We start from the raw sequence: 20,249 nt of genomic DNA on the forward strand, positions 1-20,249 counted from the left end.
GGACAATGCCAATACAGAGCTGGAATCTAACGCTGTCGCAACTCTATATTTACTTTGAAGGACGTTTGGATAATGTGATAACGTTGTAATCGCTAAATTAACGTGACACAGAATTCTGAACGCCCTCATTCGAGAAGGTCGGGAATTAGGCCATGAAATGGCTTATCTTACAGGCATCAATAACATCAAGCAGAAAGATGGGGCGATTGGCTTTTTTACTGATGGCATCCTGACTCGTACCAGTGTGTACCACCAAGCTCTGATACTCGCTTTGGTGCCGGTACATCATGAAATTTATAAAGCGCTGAACGCCCGTTAAACAGGCATTCACCATTAGGCCGCAGTCGGCGGCCTGCTATTTTAATAATTGCTGTTCCAACCACGCCTTCACATCGTTTGAGGCAAACTTCAAGCTATTAGAGCCGCGCGTAATCGTCGCAATACCCACCCCAAGTTCATTTTTCAGCTCACGTTGACTCATTTTGCCACTCATCAACTCCTTGATGATTCGTACCCTGGTAGCTAGCGCTGTCCGTTCATCTGGCGTCAATAATAACTGCAAAATCGGATGCTGTAGATTTTCAGCAAAAGCCTGTTGGAGTAATGTCACGAAACATTGCCAATCTTCATGATCTTGCGGCGAAAGCGCCGGGTCTGTCAGATGATTCGTCGTCATAATCAATCAGTCATCATACTATTTAACTAGTACAGCAGCATAACATAGTTTGCCATAAATCAATAACGCCTTTGCCACTCCGCGTTAGTCAGCACGTTTGATGATTTGCCCATGAAATGACTATAGAAAACATCATAAACCAAAACATTTTTGACATAATTGCGAGTTTCAGCAAATGGAATGCTTTCAATAAAAGCTATCGCATCCAGTCGCCCATCACTGTTAGATAACCAGCGCTCTACCCGCGTTGGTCCCGCATTATAGGCAGCGCTGGCAAGTATCCGATTATTTCCAAAACGCAGATAAACTGACTCAAGATAAGCAGTACCGATTTCGATATTCGTCAGCGGGTTTATAAGTTGGCTACTGTTTACATATCCTTGAATGCCATTTCGCTTAACCGTATCCTCCGCCGTTTCCGGCATCACCTGCATCAACCCCATTGCCCCGACTGGTGAACTGGCCTGCGGATTCCAGGCGCTTTCTTGACGGGCTATCGCCATCGCATAACTTTGAGAAATGCCTTTATTCGCAGTGAAATGACTAAATTCCCGCAGCCATGCCAATGGAAAACGTTCTTCAAGGTAGTCCCACATTTTTCCAGTTATTGTCGCCTGTACACTTAGAGCCGCCCATTTTTGATCGAAAGCATAACGCGCCAGTTGCTGTTGTTTTAATTTATCTTGGCTGGCGACCAGGTAGCTCCACTCTATGCGAGCAAGATTATCCATTTGCCAATATAGTAGTTCTCTCACTCTCTGTACTTCGGGTATTGAAGCAATAGCCGCATCTGGCTTTTTTGCGCTATTCATCACCAGCGGATAGCTGACATTCAGTTTCTGTGCAGCAACCATTGGATAAAAACCACGGCCTTCTGTCAGCTTACGCAATATCGCCTCACCTTCGCTTTTATTACCCTGCGCCAATAGAATGTTAGCTTGCCAATAACGCCATTCTTCTTTGCTCTGCTTCTCTAACGGTAGCAATTTTATCCATTGAGCCACACCACGCTCATCTGCACGACCCAACGCCAAACGAACACGACGCTCAAGCAATGCAACAGATTGGCTATCGCGGATCACATCATCACGCCACTTCTCTTGTTCATCGCTCACCTCGCCCATTAACTGCCAGACAACAATCTCTTTTAATCGCTGACGTTCGTTTGCATTCATCTTTTGTACTCTGACAATTGATGAGATGATCGCTCTTGCCTGTTCCGGATCTTGACGCGCGAAACGCGAGAAAGCCGCTAAAGTAGCTACACGGGTAAAATCAGTCGGCCCGGTATGATTAGCAAAATCCGCTACAGTCGCAGGATCATCCTGCAATTTAATCAGACCTTCACTGATACTTTTGTATCCCAGTGGCAGTTGTTTAGCGAGGTAACTGACCAGTGACGTATTCCCCGCTTTTAACGCAAGACTAATACGCTGTAATATCAGTTTCGCTGATAAATGGCCGGTTTGCTGCCAAACATCAAATAATTTATCGCAACTGGCTGGCAAAGAACGACCATTCAACCAAACCTCTTTCGCTCCCTGCCAGGCAACCTGTTCCTCACCTGTAGCCCATTTAGCAAAATAGTAATGACAGCGGGCGGTAATAGGTTTCGGCGCAGTAGAAGTGAACGCCAATATCTCGCGCCAATCTTCGCGGCGTGCAAGCTCATTGATAAAACGGGATGATAAAGAACGTGCGGGAGGCAGATTAGGGTGGCGATCAACAAAATCATGGATCTTCGTTGATGTAGCAAATGACAGATCCTGAGTCAGCTCCCGGTATTGCAGATAAGGATAAAGCGGATAGTCTTTCAACGTTGGCATCAGCCTCGCGATTTCAGCCTTATCGCCGACATTCCACGCTTGTTTAATTTGCTGATATCTCTGCCGCTGATTTTCCAGAGAATCAGCGCTTGCTGCTATAGAGATAAAAACCAACCCTGCTGCTACCGCAAGGTATTGCCATTTAGCCATTACCACGCTCCTTCCGGAGATCAAATCAAATAGGTTAATATTACGAATGTATAAACAGCATAATAATATAATTACCACCGATTACCACATTAATTTATCCTATGATGAGATATATAACTATATATTCATAACAGGTAAGTTCTTTATCTAATAAACTCATTCACTTTAGCCAACCCAATCTAGGATCATCTTATTCGAGCAATTGGGTTATAGAGTTTATTGACTTAAATCGGGTAAACTGTGACAAATCGTGTTCAGATGAACATCAATAACCTAAACAGATATAATCAGGCATCAACGCGCCCTGTCCATGCGACTTGCTTCGCAAAACAGGCATTATCATTATCACCATCAGAGATAGCGAGGCTTATAGCAACGTGGCTCAATACGTCTACACCATGCATCGGGTCGGTAAAATTGTTCCCCCGAAACGTCATATTCTGAAAAATATCTCCTTGAGTTTCTTTCCAGGAGCAAAAATTGGCGTCCTTGGCCTTAATGGCGCCGGTAAATCGACCTTACTGCGCATTATGGCTGGCATCGATAAAGATATCGAAGGAGAAGCTCGCCCTCAACCAGGAATTAAAATTGGCTATCTACCACAGGAGCCTAAATTAAACCTTGAGCACACTGTCCGCGAAGCCGTGGAAGAAGCGGTCAGCGAGGTAAAACACGCGCTGACTCGTTTGGATGAAGTCTACGCAGCCTATGCTGATCCTGACGCTGATTTTGACAAACTGGCTAAAGAGCAAGGTGAACTGGAAGCGATTATTCAGTCCCACGACGGCCATAACCTTGATAACCAGCTTGAACGCGCCGCTGATGCCCTGCGTTTGCCGCCGTGGGATGCAAAAGTCGAGCATCTGTCCGGAGGGGAGCGCCGCCGTGTGGCACTCTGCCGCTTACTGCTGGAAAAACCCGATATGCTGCTACTGGACGAGCCCACGAACCACCTTGACGCCGAATCTGTCGCCTGGCTGGAGCGCTTCCTGCACGATTACGAAGGTACTGTTGTCGCCATTACCCATGACCGCTATTTCCTTGATAACGTTGCCGGTTGGATTCTGGAACTTGACCGTGGTGAAGGTATTCCGTGGGAAGGCAACTACTCTTCATGGCTGGAACAGAAAGATGCTCGTCTGGCTCAAGAAGCCGCAACAGAAGCCGCGCGTCGTAAATCCATTGAGAAAGAGCTGGAATGGGTTCGCCAAAATCCGAAAGGCCGTCAGGCAAAAGGTAAAGCACGTCTGGCCCGTTTTGAAGAATTAAATAGCGTTGAATACCAGAAACGTAACGAAACCAGCGAACTGTTTATTCCACCTGGGCCACGCCTGGGCGACAAAGTTCTGGAAGTGGAAAATTTAACCAAATCCTATGGCGACCGGGTTCTGATTGATAATCTGAGCTTCTCTCTGCCAAAAGGGGCGATTGTTGGGATTATCGGGCCTAACGGCGCCGGTAAATCTACCCTGTTCCGTATGATCTCCAATCAAGAACAGCCCGATTCCGGCACTATCACGTTAGGTGAAACCGTCAAACTCGCTTCTGTCGATCAGTTCCGTGACAGCATGGATGATAAGAAAACCGTTTGGGAAGAGATTTCCGGCGGTCAGGATATCATGCGTATAGGTAACTTCGAGCTGCCAAGTCGCGCCTATGTTGGCCGTTTTAACTTCAAAGGTGTTGATCAAGGCAAACGTGTCGGTGAACTGTCTGGTGGTGAAAGAGGACGGCTGCATCTGGCTAAACTACTGCAAGTTGGCGGTAACATGCTGTTGCTCGACGAACCAACCAACGATCTGGACATTGAAACCTTGCGCGCACTGGAAAACGCCTTGCTGGAATTCCCAGGTTGTGCGATGGTTATTTCCCATGATCGTTGGTTCCTTGATCGTATCGCAACCCACATCATTGATTACCAAGATGAAGGTAAAGTCACTTTCTTTGAAGGTAACTTTAGTGAATACGAAGACTATAAAAAGCGGACTCTCGGAGCAGAAGCACTGGAACCGCATCGCATTAAATATAAGAGAATCAGCAAATAATCATATTGAAAATGGCCTGGAGACAGGCCGTTTTCCACTCAATTATTTAGATATAAACTCATAGTCTTATTCATTATGCTATGTGTAAGATACGTGTCATGGATAATCTTTCCTTCTTTCAACGTAATAATACGATCTGCATGTTTGATAAGCCTATTATCCTGTGAAGCCACAACAACCGTACCTCTTTGGTTATGAGCAATAAAATTTAAGATATCAATCGCTATTTGGCAGTCATCATTATCAAGATAACGGGTTGGCTCATCAGCAAACAAATACCGAGGACTTTTCACAATGGCGCTGGCTATTGCCACCCGTTGTTTTTCATTATCGCGTAATTCCTTGGGATATATATCTTTCTTGTGTTTCAAACCAACAATATTCAGTGCCTTGGTTGCCCTGACTGTTGCTTCCTGATGAGAAGCCGTGATTCCACAAGAAAGAGATAATAGCAAATTATCCAGAACCGTAAGTTCATTAGATAAATTAATTCTTTGAAAGATAAAACCACAATTTATCAAATGAAATCTATCTAACTCGAAGTTATTCATCCTCCCCAATTCATTATCAGCAATTAATATTTTTCCTCCGTCGAGAGGCAATAACCCAGAAATCATTGCCAGCAAAGTACTTTTTCCTGAACAGAGATCCCCATTAATCAAAGTAAATTCACCTGGAAAAATAGAAAGAGTGATGTCTGAAATCATTTTCTGGTTAGCTTTACTTTTCGAAAAACCATATGAAATATCAATGGCTTCAATCGTAGCGATTTGATTCAAATTCATTATCTCAGCATAATTAATAGTGTAAGAAATCTGGCATTATCAGTAACTCTTACAGCCAGAGCAATCCGTAAAAATACAGATATTCATCATTATAAGATTACACAAACGAGGGAAAATCATATAAGAAATATCTCAATTGAAAGTATATCAATATTTCTACCAGTGACTATTTCAAATGACTATCTGCATGCTAAAATCAAAATTTTACTAAACAAGAGCAACCCATTCCTACCAACCATTCATTAACAATAGGCGACTATCTTGTTAGTACAAATAAAAAAATAACATCAGACAAATAATTTTTTATAGATAAAAACACCTTAATATCATAACAACATGTTAAAATTAATATTTAATCATCATAATAACAGCTACATATCGAACATTAAATTATTAATAAAGAAATCAACCCTCTCTTATTCCCAGACCAATCAAAAACCCAAGAACTTTTATTTATAAATCAACCGGGAAGTATTTAATTATTAATTTTGTTTTTATTCAAGAAATAAATAATCAATAGAAGTATCAAAAATATTAATAGCTGTTATATATTTTATTACTTACAGGAAATAAAAATATCCACCCACAATGCATATTGTGATTGGATATATATTTATTAATTTATCATATAAAATATTATATATAAACCTAATTACAAACGATTCAACTAACGTGTCATTTAGGATTAGCCGCTAAAAGTTGCTGAATGAGTTCAATACAACGTAGGAAACGCTGATCATAATCAGGTGAATCCACATTGACATATTCAATATTATTACTTTTCAGCATATCCTCCAGTAGTTGCTGGAACTCTTTACGATCCTGTTCGCTGCCAAGACTACGCAAACCGTCAGCAACCCAAGGGGTGTTGTTTTCCAGTAGAATGACCAAATCAAATCGATATTCATCAATTAATGCCTGAACAAACGGATGTTCACGTCCTTCATATCGCTTACAGAATGCTTGGGTAGTGACAAAATCGGTATCTATAAATGCAACCTTATTCGCATATTTTACGGCAAAATCAATATACTGGGCTTGTCCTAATGCAATCTTGTCATAGTCCGAATATTGTAGCGCCATCTCATCGCCCCCCAGATGAGAAAAAACATAATCACGACCATATTCCCAAGCGCTTGTCGTATTAAAAATATTTGCCAATTTGTTAACTAACGTAGATTTACCACTGGATTCTCCACCAAGAATCGCTACGGTACGAACAAAGAAAGGTTTCACTTCCGTAGGAATATATTCCCAATGGCGGAATGGGTCCTGGCGAATATGCCGACCACTGATTTTCATAAATGAACGTTGTGGATCGATAAGAATAGTCTCAATTCCTAAATGCTCTTTATATCGGCAAGCATCCTGAGTTTCACTGGAATATATATAAGTTGGATTAATACCTTTTTTTGCCATAAAGGCTTTCATGCCTTCACTCCACACCCCCCAACCATGTGGATAGGGTTCAATTCCCTGTTCATCAAAAGAGTGAATATGAATATTTTTCTGATACTTAAACGTTTGCAGCAACCAGCGCAGACGATCACTCACCGTAGGTTGCTGAGACATAGAACTGCTTATAAACAGCTCCCGATCTCTAGGCTCATCATGGCAAAGCATAATATGCAACTCATCCACCTGACTACAGGCCCGTTGAATCAGATAGATATGCCCGGTATGCAATGGATAGAACTTGCCAAACACCACTCCAACAGTTTTATTTTGTACAGGATATTGCAACCTCAGATAGTGATGGAGAGCAGCCAGTTTTTGGGCGCTGGGACTTTTAATTTTGTCATTAATTAATTGACTGAGATAACCTTTAGTCATACCACTTGCATCGGCAACCTGTTGCAACGTATAACCTGTTTGTTTAATCGCTTCTTTAAGATAATCAAATTGGCCCATATCTCCTCCCTGTTTAATCAAAATCTTCCATAACAGATAACGCATCCGCCAGCTTTTTCACACCAAAAACTTGCATCTCTGGCAGCGCTTTTTTGGGCATATTGGCATAAGGCACTATCGCCCGTTTGAAACCATGTTTAGCGGCTTCGGATATGCGTTCCTGCCCACTGGGAACAGGGCGGATTTCTCCTGCCAACCCGACTTCGCCAAATACAACCAAATCACGGGGTAACGGCCTATCCCGAAAACTGGAGACTAAAGAGAGCAATAAAGCGAGATCCGCGCTGGTTTCCGCGACCTTAACTCCCCCCACTACATTCACAAACACATCCTGATCGGACATTTGCAAACCTCCGTGACGATGAAGAACCGCCAACAGAATAGCCAGCCGGTTTTGCTCCAAACCCACAGCCACCCGCCGCGGATTAGTCATCATTGAGTGATCCACCAGCGCTTGAATCTCTACCAACAGAGGACGAGTCCCTTCCCACACCACCATGACAGAACTGCCCGCGGTAACTTCATCCCCACGGCTCAGGAAAATCGCTGATGGATTACTCACTTCACGCAACCCTTGTTCTGTCATAGCGAATACGCCAAGCTCATTAACCGCCCCAAAACGGTTTTTATGACTACGTAACGTGCGAAAGCGGGAATCCGCTTCACCATCAAGCATCACAGAGCAATCAATACAGTGTTCCAACACTTTCGGCCCCGCCAACGAACCATCTTTGGTCACATGACCGACCATAACAATGGCAACGCCACGAGTCTTAGCAAACCGAGTCAGATAAGCGGCAGTCTCTCTCACCTGAGCGACACTCCCCGGCGAAGATTGGATATCCGCCATATGCATCACCTGAATGGAGTCAATCACCATCAACTTCGGCTGCTCCTGTTCCGCAATCAGACAAATTTGTTCAATGCTGGTTTCTGACAACATATTCAGATTATCAGCCGGCAACCCCAACCGGTGCGCACGCATTGCAACCTGCTGTAACGACTCCTCCCCGGTGACATATAAAGTTTTCATCTGCGCAGACAACTGACACATCGTCTGCAACAATAAGGTACTTTTCCCGGCTCCCGGATTACCGCCGATCAGAATCGCGCTACCGGGAACAACACCGCCGCCAAGCACCCGATCGAACTCTTTAAATCCGGTAGAAAAACGAGGAAGTTCTTCCAGACTAATCTCTGATAATTTCTGAACTCTGCTGACGCCAGCATCTCCCGCATAACCACTGAACCTGTCATTACGGGAGGAAGACGCTGCGGCCAAACGCACCTCAGTAATGGTATTCCAGGCATGACACGCACTACATTGCCCCTGCCAGCGCGGATAATCCGCTCCACACTCATTACAGACAAATGCCCGCTTTGCTGCTTTAGCCACTCTGCACTCCTAAAAACTCTATACCCGTCATCTTTCAAGTTGCCTCTTTGTTGGCTGCACTCACTCACCCCAGTCGCATAGTTATCTATGCTCCCGGGGATTCGCTCCCTTGCCGTCGCGATGCATCTTGAAATCCATAGGGTATATTAACGTTCTTCGTGTTTGAGACCACAACTTAACACACACAATACTCCCATGAGATCAGCATGACGGATAGTCACTTTCGACTGTGCATAAACTTTCGGTTTAGCATGGTAAGCGATACCTAACCCTGCTTTGCGGATCATCTTCAAATCATTAGCGCCATCACCAATCGCGACAGTCTGTTCCAATGGGATATCCAGTTTTTTCGCCAACTTCACCAATGTAGCAGCCTTATATTTAGCATCAACAATTGGCCCGATAACCTTACCTGTCAACTTGCCATTTTTTACTTCTAATTGATTGGCTACCGCAGCCATCAAACGTAAATTCCGACGTAAATGGTCAGCAAAATAGGTAAAACCACCCGACGCGATTGCCACATGCCAATCAAGGGATTGTAACTTACGCACCAAACTGGTCAGCCCCGGCATAAGTGGTAAATTTTCGACAACCTGCCGCAAGATATCAGCATCAGCCCCAGCCAACTGGGCAACCCGCTCCCGCAGGCTATCAGAAAAATCCAACTCTCCTTGCATCGCTCGCTCAGTAATTTCAGCGACTTTATCACCTACGCCGGCCAAACGGGCTATTTCATCAATACATTCAATTTGAATTGCCGTTGAATCCATATCCATCACCAGCAAACCCGGTGATCGCAACCGTGGGATCTGCCCTAAAGGAACCACATCCAACCGACATTCATCAGCTAGCCGCTTAATACGCGTAGTCAAATTTCCGGCAATGCGTACCACCTGATAATCATCAATGCGCCATGAAGAGACGATAACAATAGCGGCGCCGAGCCGATGCTGAAAATTACTGATACGTTGTTTATCCAGGCCACGACCATATATCAACCAGCCACTGTCACCAGCTCGGTAATCCAATGGCATAACTTCTTCGCCACTTAACGAAAGTGGTAATCCCGGCCACTTATGGACCTCTTCCGGCAAATAGTGATAAGCCAGGTTATTAGACATTAATCCCTACTCCTGTAATCCCACATGATTTAACAGCAAAAAATTGCGCTTCAAACTATCCTCTCTGTATTGCATCTGGCAACATGGCGTTGGCCAAAGCTTGGAAGAGATAACGATGATCAAAGCTAAATTAAAATTCCGACTGCATAAAACAGCTATTATATTGATTTGCATTGCTTTATTAGTATTTCTAATGCAGGGCGTTTCTTATTTTAGCCGTTCTCACCAACAAGCCCAGATGGATCAATTTGAGGAATTGGCAAAAACCTTGGCAAAACAAGTCGCATTCAGCTTATCTGATTATATGGAGAGTGGCAGCAAAGATCTTAATAATGAGCGAATACAGGCTAATTTGCATCATCTAACGACAAACAGCCGCATACTTGATGCCAGTGTCTATCTTAACAATGGAACACAAGTTGCTCATAGCGGAGAGGACGTCTCGGTGCGGGATCGTCTATCTTTGGATGGTAAAAAAGCGGGCAGCTATTTTAACTACCAGATAGTCACTCCCATTCCGGGAAAAGAGGAGCCAAAAGGTTTTCTACGCCTGACACTGGATACCCACAAACTGGCAACAGAGTCCAAGCAGGTGGATAACACGACTAACTTACTTCGGATCATGATTTTACTCGCTTTAGCAATTGGTTTTATTCTGGCACATAACCTGTTGCAATTAACCCCAAGCCGCTGGCAGCAATCGCCTTATTTGCTGACAGCCAACAGCAAATCAAGTGAAGAAGAAGAGAAATAATTTCTCGCTAAATCATTATTTCACCTTGGTGATTGATTCTGACAATCACCAATAATTTAACCCATTTGCATATTCACTGAAAAACAAACACCCACCAATGAATTAATAAATAATCAATCTAACCATAGAAGAAAATATCCTTACATTCATTTAATACCCAAGATAATAATTTCAAGCGTTACTTTAACCGTAATTACACTATAATATTCTTAGTGATATGTGTCACATATTTATCAATATATAGGATTAAATTAGAAATACCTAATGATAGTTATATAACTCATTAATTAACAAAGCATTTTTAATTTTTGCTTATTTTCTAGCAAAAATATATCTAGTTGTTTTTATTATAAATTTAAAATAAGCCATATTTCTTAATCATATCAATTCGTAAATCCACATATTGATTATTAAGTCAAATTCATGACTAATAGCGCCCCAAAAATTATATGATGCGTGCGGGATGCAAAAGGATAATGCAAAAAAAAGTCATTATTTTCACTAGTTTTCTTTTTGTTACTACCGGTGTGAAAGCCGCCGAAATATCAGATCAGCAACTTATTCATCAACAGGAACGGCAGAAAGCGTTGGAAGCCCAATTAGCACCGCCGCCAGAGGATATTCGTCTGTCTGTTCCTGAAACAGCAGTACCTTCTGAATTTCCTGTCGATACGCCTTGTTTTCCTATTACGCATGTCGTTCTTGAAGGCACCGAACATTTTCCTCACTGGTTACCTTTAAAACGTTTAGCTCAACAGGGAGAAAACCACTGCCTGGGCACCCAAGGGATTAATATATTAATGACTCGGATACAAAACCGATTAATTAATCATGGCTATGTCACTAGCAGAGTATTAGCTCCCAGTCAGGATCTTAATTCCAAGACATTAAAGCTGATGATCTTACCGGGAAAAGTTGGACATATTCGCTATACCGCTGAAAGCGGCAATTATATCCAACGGATAACCACATTCCCTCCCCGCGAAGGAAAATTGCTTGATTTACGGGATATCGAACAGGGATTAGAAAATTTACAACGTTTTCCTACCGTTCAAGCCAACATGGAAATTGTACCGAATGAGCAGTTAGGAGAAAGCGATATCGTACTGGACTGGCGTCAGTCAAGACATTGGCGGCTAGCCTCCTATCTGGATGATTCTGGTTCTAAAAGTACCGGGCGTTATCAAGGCGGGTTAACTTTATATCTGGATAATCCCCTCGCGTTGAGTGATCTATTTTATATCTCCGGCGGGCGCGATATTCACTCCCCTTCTGGCCGCAGCAGCAAAAACTACACCATCCACTACTCCCTACCGGTGGGATACTGGATGGCCGGCATCACCGCCAGTAATTACGATTACAACCAAAAGGTTGCCAGGCCAAATGGAGACGACAAATACAGCGGTAAAAGCAAAAACCTGAATGTCCAACTGAGCCGAGTCCTGCATCGTAACGCCAGTCAGAAAACTTCGGTTAATGGTGAAATTTATCGTCGCACATCCAAGAGTTTTATTAATGACCTGGAAATCAGCGTACAACGTCGGGAAACAGCTGGCTGGAAACTGGGATTATCCCATCGTCACTACATCGGTAAAGCGACCCTGGATGCCGGAGTGACTTACCAACAGGGAACACGCTGGTTTGGGGCACTGCCCGCACAAGAAGAGATCCGCGGTACAGCGACCGCCCTACTTAAAACAACCCAGTTTTCCGCGGCACTTTCTGCGCCGTTTACCCTATTTTCTCAACCATTCATCTATAAAACCCAGTACCTGCGCCAAATAAGCTCCAGGCCATTGACGCCACAGGATCAATTTTCAATCGGCAACCGCTGGACCGTACGCGGATTTGACGGCGAACGCACGCTAAATGGAGATCATGGTTGGTACAGCCGTAATGAATTGGAATGGCAAACGCCACTGAATGGTCAATCCCTGTATTTGGGCGTGGATTATGGCGAAATCGGCGGGCCGGGAAATGAGCAACGTCTGGGAAAACATCTGGCGGGCGGCGTTCTAGGCTATCGCGGCAGTCTTAAAGGCGTGAGCTATGACCTGTTTGCTGGTATCCCGCTATCCAAACCGGATGGCTTTCAAACCTCATCAGTCACCACCGGATTCAGTTTGTACTGGCAGTACTAATTCAAAATAACAACGCAGCCAAAGTTATCGCAGATAAAAAGTGTTAGTGGAGAAAAACAATGAACAAGCATCTGTATCGTATTATCTTTAACAAAGCCCGGAACATGCTGATGGTCGTGTCCGATATTGCCACCTCCGGGCAAGGTAGTACGGTACGCCGCCGTAGTCGTCGGCAATCATCACAATGCCTTTGCCGGTTAACGGCGTTAAGACTCAGTTTATTGTTAGCCACTGGCTGCATCTCCCTAACAACGCAAGCAAATATTGTGGCCGACGGACAAGCGCCGGGTAATCAACAACCGACTATCCTGAACAGTGCGAACGGTACGCCACAAATCGATATTCAAACCCCTAACGCCGCAGGTATCTCGCATAATACCTACACCCAATTTGATATTGATAAACGAGGCGTCATTCTCAACAACAGTCACGATGCTGTCCAAACTCAACTAGGTGGCATGGTGGCGGGAAATCCGTGGCTCTCCAAAGCAGAAGCCAAAATTATTCTCAATGAAGTGAACAGCATTAACACCAGCAAACTCAATGGCTGGATAGAAGTCGCCGGACAAAAAGCCGACGTTATTATTGCCAACCCGGCGGGTATCACCTGCAACGGTTGTGGATTCATTAACGCCCATCGCGCAACACTCACCACGGGACAGGCCATGATGGAACAAGGCCGACTGAAAGGCTTTGATATTGAGCGAGGAGAAGTCCGCATTGAAGACTTGGGACTGGACAGCTCACAACAAAATTACACCGAAATTATTGCCCGCTCGGTGGTAATCAACGGCAAACTGCACGCGAAAGATCTAAAAATCACAACCGGACGTAATATCGTTGACGCAGCTCACCAGAATATTGAGAAAAAAACTGCTGACGGCAGCAAAAATCCATCATTTACGCTGGACGTAGCCGCTTTGGGGGGCATGTACGCCAATAAAATCGTGCTGGTGGGTACCGAGTTTGGCGTAGGTGTACGTAACGCCGGCCACATCGGAGCAACCGCCGGTGACGTCCGTATCACAGTTGATGGACAGATTGAGAACAGTGGCACAATCGCTGCACGAAGTAACACCACAATCAAAGCGGAGTCGATACAGAGCGCCAAAGGCAGTATTCTGGCCGCCGGAATTGATGATAAAGGGAAAGCCACGCTGCCCGGATCGCTGACACTGACCGCCAAACAGCAAATTCAAGCCAATGGAAAAAATCTGGCAACCAATACTCTGGAAGTACAGAGTACAAAGATTGAGCTCAGCGGCAGCCAAACTTCTGCCAACAACATTCAACTCACTGCCAGTCAGCAAGAGATTAGCACCGCCAACTCTACAGTCACCGCTGACCGCTTTACAGCTAAAACACCAGGCCAATTTAACAATGACGGCGGCACACTGGTAGCACGAGAAATCAACTTAACTACTCCAGATTTATCCAACAAGCAGGGGAAAATTAATCAAACCGGCAACGGCGAGCTGGTACTGAACACCCAAACACTGAATAACCACAGCGGGACCATTCTCAATGAAGGGAAACGACTGGCTATCACCACAAGAAATCTGGACAACAGTCATGGAAAAATCGCCAATAATGGGGATGACCTGAACTTAACCGTCCACGAGGAGGCGGACAACACGGAAGGAGGGACAATTCAACTCGCCGGCAAAGGTAAACTGTCACTCAACACCCATCAGTGGATAGGTGACGGAGGCAAACTACTCTCCAATGGCGAGCTGGATATACAAGCCCACAACCTGCAACTGAACAAAAAAGCAGTTACTACCGCCGACAAAATTACAATAACAACAGACACATTAAGCCATCAGAGTGGAATAATGCAGCAACAGGGTAAGGACAGAATGTCCCTCACTGCCAAGACTCTGAATAACCAAAATGGCGAGATTAAAGGTAATGGCAACCTGAAAATCGATGCCGCCACCTTGGATAACAGCAAAGGCAAAATCATAGCAGCCAAACAAGGAGCCTTGGAACTGACTGTTGATGACGCTCTGAATAACCAAGATGGACAGCTAGAAGCCGGTCAAGATATCCAACTCACAGCAACACAGCTTGATAACAACCGGGGCAAAATCGCTGCAACCGGTGGCAGCACAGAACTGATCATTGGGAAAAACATTGAAAACGTTGACGGACGAATCGAAGCCAAAACGACGCTCACCACAAAAAGTCAGGCGTTAAATAACCATCAAGGATCATTACTGGCTCAGCAGATAGACAGCCAAACCAAAGGACATAAATTCACCAACACCGCAGGACAAGTCATTGCCCAAGAAAAACTCACCCTAAACAGCGGTGAGCTGGATAACACGTCTGGTTTGTTACAATCTGGCAGTGACATGATAGTCAATACTCATGGGCAGAAACTGACTAACGCTAAAAGTGATGACAAAAACAAAAAAGGCATATTAAGCAACGGTAATCTGGAACTCCGCACAGGGGATATCAACAACACCGCCGGCATTATTTCCGCTAAAGGAAAAACCACCCTTAACGCTGGTAACGTTGACAATACCGATGGTCAACTCTTATCACAAAAGATGGCGGAACTGACCACACAAGCATTAAATAACACTCGCGGGCAGATCCAATCAGAGTCAAACCTGTTGCTGGATACCCAAAACCAAGCCCTGACCAATACCGACAGCGGCAAAACTGGCGGTATCATTGCCAAAGACTCATTACGCATTTCCAGCGGTAAACTGACTAATGACGCAGGCGTTATCCGTGGTCATGGCATCAACATTGACACCCATAAGCAAGCACTGAGCAACCAAAGCGGCGCCATATCCAGTAAGAAAAACCTTCAACTAGATAGCGGAGAACTCAACAGTACAAGCGGGAAAATAGAATCTACCGGCGATATGACACTGGATACGCACGGAGAAAAACTGACCACCGCCAAAAGCGGTGATACCGGTGGCGTTATCAGCGAGGGAACGCTGACCTTAACCACAGGCGAGATCGACAACCACGATGGCACCATCACTGGAACGGGAACAACAACGATAACGGGTGGAGAATTCCACAACCAACGAGGAAAACTTGTCAGCAAAACCGGCCCCCTGACATTAACGGTAAACAAAACTGACAACAGCGGCGGGTTACTACAATCCGCTAGTGACCTGACACTGGATACTCAAGGTGGGCTGCTAACCAACACCAATAGCGGCAAAGACCGGGGCATAATCAGCATAGGCGACATGAAGTTGACGACCCAAGGCGTTAACAACGATGCTGGCCTAATCCATGCGGGAAAAAACCTGATCCTTGACGGGCAGAAAGGAACCATAACCAACCGCGACAGCCTGCCTAATCAGGGTATCCGTAGCTCAGGAGACTTGACGCTGACTGCAAGCGCTATTGATAACCATCAAGGATCTGTAGAAGCTGATAAACAACTCACCGTGACATCCGGGACAGTTGACAATACCGGCGGCCTGTTGAAATCCGGCACAACCCTGTCGCTCAACACCCAAGGCCAGAAACTGACTAACGCACAGAGCGGAGAAAAACGTGGTATCCGCAGCGGCAGTGATCTGACACTGGAAGCCGGTGAAATTGATAACACCGCTGGCCTGATAGATGCACAAGGTGAAACCACGCTAACTAGCCAAAACCTCAACAACACCGACGGTAAAATCCTCTCGCGGAAAAAAGCCGATCTGACAACACAAGCGGTCAACAACCAAAGTGGACAGATACAATCCGCAACCAGTCTGAAATTAGATACACAACAGCATGAACTGACTAGCACCGACGGCAGGATCATCGCGGAAAATGACTTGGAACTGGCTACCGGTAAATTGATCAATGACCGCGGATCTATCCGTGGCGATCAAACCCACATTAACACTCATCAGCAAGCGCTAAATAACGTGGCTGGCACCATAACCAGTAAGAAAAACCTAAAACTCGATAGCGGAAAACTCAACAGTACCGGCGGGAGAATAGAGTCCGCCGGTGATATGACGCTGGACACACACGGAGAAAAACTGATCACCGCTAAAAGCAGTAAAACTGGTGGTGTTTTCAGTAAAGGGACAATGACCTTTACCACTGGCGAGATCGACAACCAAGATGGTTTTATCAAAGGTACAGGAACAACCATCGTTACCGGCGGTGAACTAAAAAACCAAGGCGGGACCCTCGCCAGTGAAACCAGCGCACTCACCTTGACCGTGAAAAAAACCGATAACAGCGGCGGCCTGTTGAAATCTGCTGGTGATCTGACACTCGATACACAAGGTGAGCTACTGACCAACCTCAACAGCGGCAAGACCGGGGGCATAATCGGTACAGGCAATGTCAAGCTGACCGCTCAAGGCATCAATAATGAAGCAGGCTGGATCCATGCGGATAAAAACCTGACTCTAGATGGGCAACAAGGCAAAATAACCAACCGCAACAGCCAGCCTGAACAGGGGATCTCAAGCCAGGGAGAGTTGACAATAACCGCGGACACCATCGATAACCAACAGGGAAGAGTCATCGCCGATAAGCAGCTCAACGTGACATCAACAGGAGCCGTTGATAATACCAGCGGCAAAATGCTCAGCCAGCATCAACAACTCACCATGAATACCGGTGAACTGAATAACACGAGTGGTTTGCTGCAATCCAAAACAACTCTTTCACTCAACACCCACGGCCAGAAACTGACTAACGCGCATAGCGGAGAAAAACGCGGCATCCGCAGCGGCAGTGATCTGACACTGGAAACCGGTGAAATTGATAACACCGCTGGCCTGATAGATGTACAAGGTGAAACCACGCTAACTAGCCAAAACCTCAACAACACTGACGGTAAAATCCTCTCGAAGGGAAAAGCCGATCTGACAACACAAGCAGTCAACAACCAACGTGGACTGATACAATCCTTAGCCAGTCTGAAATTAGATACACAACAGCATGAACTGATCAGCACTGGCGGTAAGATCGTCGCGGAAGATGCTTTAGAACTGGCTACCGGCAAACTGATCAATGACCACGGCGATATTCGTGGTAACGAAACCCGCATTAACACTCACCAGCAAGCACTAAACAACGTGGCTGGCACCATATTCAGTAAGAAAAACCTACAGCTCGATAGCGGAGAACTCAATAGTACAAGCGGAAGAATAGAATCCACCGGCGATATGACTCTGAACACGCATGGAGAAAAACTGACCAACGCCAAAAGCGGTGAGACCAAAGGCGTTATCAGTAAAGGAACTATGACGCTGACCACCGGTGAAATCGACAACCAAGATGGTTTTATCAAAGGTACAGGAACAACCATCGTTACCGGCGGTGAACTGAAAAACCAAGGCGGAACCCTCGCCAGTGAAACCAGCGCACTCACCTTGACCGTGAAAAAAACCGATAACAGCGGCGGCCTGTTGAAATCCAAGGATGATTTGACACTCGATACACAAGGTGAACTACTGACTAACCTCAACAGCGGCAAGACCGGAGGCATAATCAGTACAGGCAATGTCAAGCTGACTACTCAAGGCATCAATAACGAAGCTGGCTGGATTCATGCGGATAAAAACCTGACTCTAGATGGGAAACAAGGCAAAATAATCAACCGCAACAGCCAGCCTAAACAGGGGATCTCAAGCCAGGGAGAGTTGACAATAACTGCGGGCGCTATCGATAACCAACAGGGAAGAGTCATCGCCGATAAGCAGCTCAACGTGACATCAACAGGAGCCGTTGATAATACCAGCGGCAAAATGCTCAGCCAGCATCAACAACTCACCATGAATACCGGTGAACTGAATAACACGAGTGGTTTGCTGCAATCCAAAACAACTCTTTCACTCAACACCCACGGCCAAAAGCTGACTAATACGCAAAGCGGGAATAACCTCGGCATACGCAGCGGCAGTGATTTGACCTTAGAAGCCGGTGATACTGATAACACCGCTGGCCGGATCGTTGCGGAAGACGCTTTGGAACTGACTACCGGCAAACTGATCAATGACCGCGGCGATATTCGTGGTAACGAAACCCGCATTAACACTCACCAGCAAGCACTAAACAACGTGGCTGGTACCATATTCAGTAAGAAAAACCTACAGCTCGATAGCGGAAAACTCAACAGTACCGGCGGGAGAATAGAGTCTACCGGCGATATGACGCTGGACACGCACGGAGAAAAACTGACCAATGCCAAAAGCGGCGATACTGGTGGCGTTATCAGTGAAGGAACTCTGACGCTAACCACTGGTGAAATCGACAACCAAGATGGCGTGATTATCGGTACAAAAGCAACCACCGTTACTGGTGGTGAATTGAAAAACCAAGGCGGAACTCTCGCCAGTAAAACCAGCTCTCTCACATTGACCGTGAAAAAAACCGATAACAGCGGCGGTCTGTTGAAATCCAAAGGTGATCTGACACTCGATACACAAGGTGAACTACTGACTAACCTCAACAGCGGCAAGACCGGGGGAATAATCAGTGCAGGCAATGTCAAGCTAACTACTCAAGGCATCAATAACGAAGCTGGCTGGATTCATGCGGATAAAAACCTGACTCTAGATGGGCAACAAGGCAAAATAACCAACCGCAACAGCCAGCCTAAACAGGGGATCTCAAGCCAGGGAGAGTTGACAATAACCGCGGGCACTATCGATAACCAACAGGGAAGAGTCATCGCCGATAAGCAGCTTAACGTGACATCAACAGGCGCCGTTGATAATACCAACGGTAAAATGGCCAGCCAGCAGCAACAACTCACCATGAACACCGGCGAACTGAATAACACGAGTGGTTTGCTGCAATCCAAAACAACCCTTTCACTCAACACTCACGGCCAAAAGCTGACTAATACGCAAAGCGGGAATAACCTCGGCATACGCAGCGGCAGTGACTTGACCTTAGAAGCCGGTGATACTGATAACACCGCTGGCCGGATCGTTGCGGAAGACGCTTTGGAACTGACTACCGGCAAACTGATCAATGACCGCGGCGATATTCGTGGTAACGAAACCCGCATTAACACTCACCAGCAAGCACTAAACAACGTGGCTGGTACCATATTCAGTAAGAAAAACCTACAGCTCGATAGCGGAGAACTCAATAGTACAAGCGGAAGAATAGAATCTACCGGCGATATGACTCTGAACACGCATGGAGAAAAACTGACCAACGCCAAAAGCGGTGAGACCAAAGGCGTTATCAGTAAAGGAACTATGACGCTGACCACCGGTGAAATCGACAACCAAGATGGTTTTATCAAAGGTACAGGAACAACCACTGTTACCGGCGGTGAACTGAAAAACCAAGGCGGGACCCTCGCCAGTGAAACCGGCTCACTCACATTGACCGTGAAAAAAACCGATAACAGCGGCGGCCTGTTGAAATCCAAGGATGATTTGACACTCGATACACAAGGTGAACTACTGACTAACCTCAACAGCGGCAAGACCGG

10 protein-coding genes and 1 pseudogene are annotated in these 20,249 nt (G+C 45.5%); 5 read left to right on the plus strand and 6 right to left on the minus strand.

Annotated elements, in window-relative coordinates; translation table 11 throughout:
• Positions 1-127: 127 nt before the first annotated feature.
• Positions 128-319: pseudogene (locus EAE92_RS02630) on the plus strand (DUF84 family protein); the annotation flags it as partial.
• 36 nt (positions 320-355) lie between these two features.
• On the opposite strand, the gene trpR reads toward EAE92_RS02630, so the two are convergent.
• Positions 356-676 carry a trp operon repressor gene (trpR, locus tag EAE92_RS02635; protein WP_011144939.1) on the minus strand — a complete coding sequence of 107 codons (321 nt, stop codon included), beginning with the start codon at positions 674-676 and terminating at the stop codon, positions 356-358.
• Between the two features lie 59 nt (positions 677-735).
• Positions 736-2,652 carry a murein transglycosylase gene (gene sltY, locus EAE92_RS02640; RefSeq protein ID WP_214066944.1) on the minus strand — a complete coding sequence of 639 codons (1,917 nt, stop codon included), beginning with the start codon at positions 2,650-2,652 and terminating at the stop codon, positions 736-738.
• A 377-nt stretch (positions 2,653-3,029) separates the two neighbouring features.
• Here sltY and ettA point away from each other — a divergent pair, with 377 nt between their 5' ends.
• The gene (ettA, locus tag EAE92_RS02645) at positions 3,030-4,697 is read left to right on the plus strand and encodes an energy-dependent translational throttle protein EttA (RefSeq protein WP_214066945.1); all 1,668 of its coding nucleotides are present in this window, start codon (positions 3,030-3,032) and stop codon (positions 4,695-4,697) included.
• 38 nt (positions 4,698-4,735) lie between these two features.
• On the opposite strand, the gene EAE92_RS02650 is transcribed toward ettA, so the two are convergent.
• The 4 genes from EAE92_RS02650 to serB all read right to left on the minus strand — a co-directional run bounded on the left by EAE92_RS02650 (position 4,736) and on the right by serB (position 9,913).
• Positions 4,736-5,482: an ABC transporter ATP-binding protein gene (locus EAE92_RS02650; protein ID WP_214066946.1), complete on the minus strand. Its 747-nt coding sequence runs from the start codon at positions 5,480-5,482 to the stop codon at positions 4,736-4,738.
• A 675-nt stretch (positions 5,483-6,157) separates the two neighbouring features.
• Positions 6,158-7,393: a multifunctional transcriptional regulator/nicotinamide-nucleotide adenylyltransferase/ribosylnicotinamide kinase NadR gene (gene nadR / locus EAE92_RS02655; RefSeq protein ID WP_214066947.1), complete on the minus strand. Its 1,236-nt coding sequence runs from the start codon at positions 7,391-7,393 to the stop codon at positions 6,158-6,160.
• Between the two features lie 13 nt (positions 7,394-7,406).
• Complete coding sequence (gene radA, locus EAE92_RS02660) at positions 7,407-8,789, minus strand: DNA repair protein RadA (protein WP_214066948.1); 1,383 nt, start codon at positions 8,787-8,789, stop codon at positions 7,407-7,409.
• A 146-nt stretch (positions 8,790-8,935) separates the two neighbouring features.
• Positions 8,936-9,913 (minus strand): phosphoserine phosphatase, encoded by a 978-nt coding sequence (gene serB / locus EAE92_RS02665; protein WP_065389375.1) that lies wholly within the window; start codon positions 9,911-9,913, stop codon positions 8,936-8,938.
• Positions 9,914-10,028: 115 nt separating this feature from the next.
• On the opposite strand from serB, the gene EAE92_RS02670 reads away from it, so the two are divergent.
• The 3 genes from EAE92_RS02670 to EAE92_RS02680 form a co-directional block, all read left to right on the plus strand.
• Entirely contained in the window at positions 10,029-10,667 is a 639-nt protein-coding gene (locus EAE92_RS02670; RefSeq protein ID WP_214066949.1) for a YtjB family periplasmic protein, read from the plus strand.
• A gap of 476 nt (positions 10,668-11,143) precedes the next feature.
• Positions 11,144-12,808, plus strand: a complete 1,665-nt coding sequence (locus EAE92_RS02675) for a ShlB/FhaC/HecB family hemolysin secretion/activation protein (RefSeq protein WP_246544980.1) — start codon at positions 11,144-11,146, stop codon at positions 12,806-12,808.
• Positions 12,809-12,867: 59 nt separating this feature from the next.
• Positions 12,868-20,249: two-partner secretion domain-containing protein (locus EAE92_RS02680; protein ID WP_214066951.1), on the plus strand; the 7,382-nt coding region annotated here is incomplete at its 3' end.

The sequence above is a fragment of the Photorhabdus hainanensis genome, from assembly GCF_018448965.1.
Taxonomy (GTDB): Bacteria; Pseudomonadota; Gammaproteobacteria; order Enterobacterales; family Enterobacteriaceae; genus Photorhabdus; species Photorhabdus akhurstii.

Excerpts from the sequence above, each read along its gene's own strand:
- trpR (WP_011144939.1), bottom strand. The coding sequence starts at position 676 with ATGACGACGAATCATCTGACAGACCCGGCGCTTTCGCCGCAAGATCAT.
- sltY (WP_214066944.1), bottom strand. The coding sequence starts at position 2,652 with ATGGCTAAATGGCAATACCTTGCGGTAGCAGCAGGGTTGGTTTTTATC.
- EAE92_RS02650 (WP_214066946.1), bottom strand. The coding sequence starts at position 5,482 with ATGAATTTGAATCAAATCGCTACGATTGAAGCCATTGATATTTCATAT.
- nadR (WP_214066947.1), bottom strand. The coding sequence starts at position 7,393 with ATGGGCCAATTTGATTATCTTAAAGAAGCGATTAAACAAACAGGTTAT.
- serB (WP_065389375.1), bottom strand. The coding sequence starts at position 9,913 with ATGTCTAATAACCTGGCTTATCACTATTTGCCGGAAGAGGTCCATAAG.
- EAE92_RS02670 (WP_214066949.1), top strand. The coding sequence starts at position 10,029 with ATGATCAAAGCTAAATTAAAATTCCGACTGCATAAAACAGCTATTATA.
- EAE92_RS02675 (WP_246544980.1), top strand. The coding sequence starts at position 11,144 with ATGCAAAAAAAAGTCATTATTTTCACTAGTTTTCTTTTTGTTACTACC.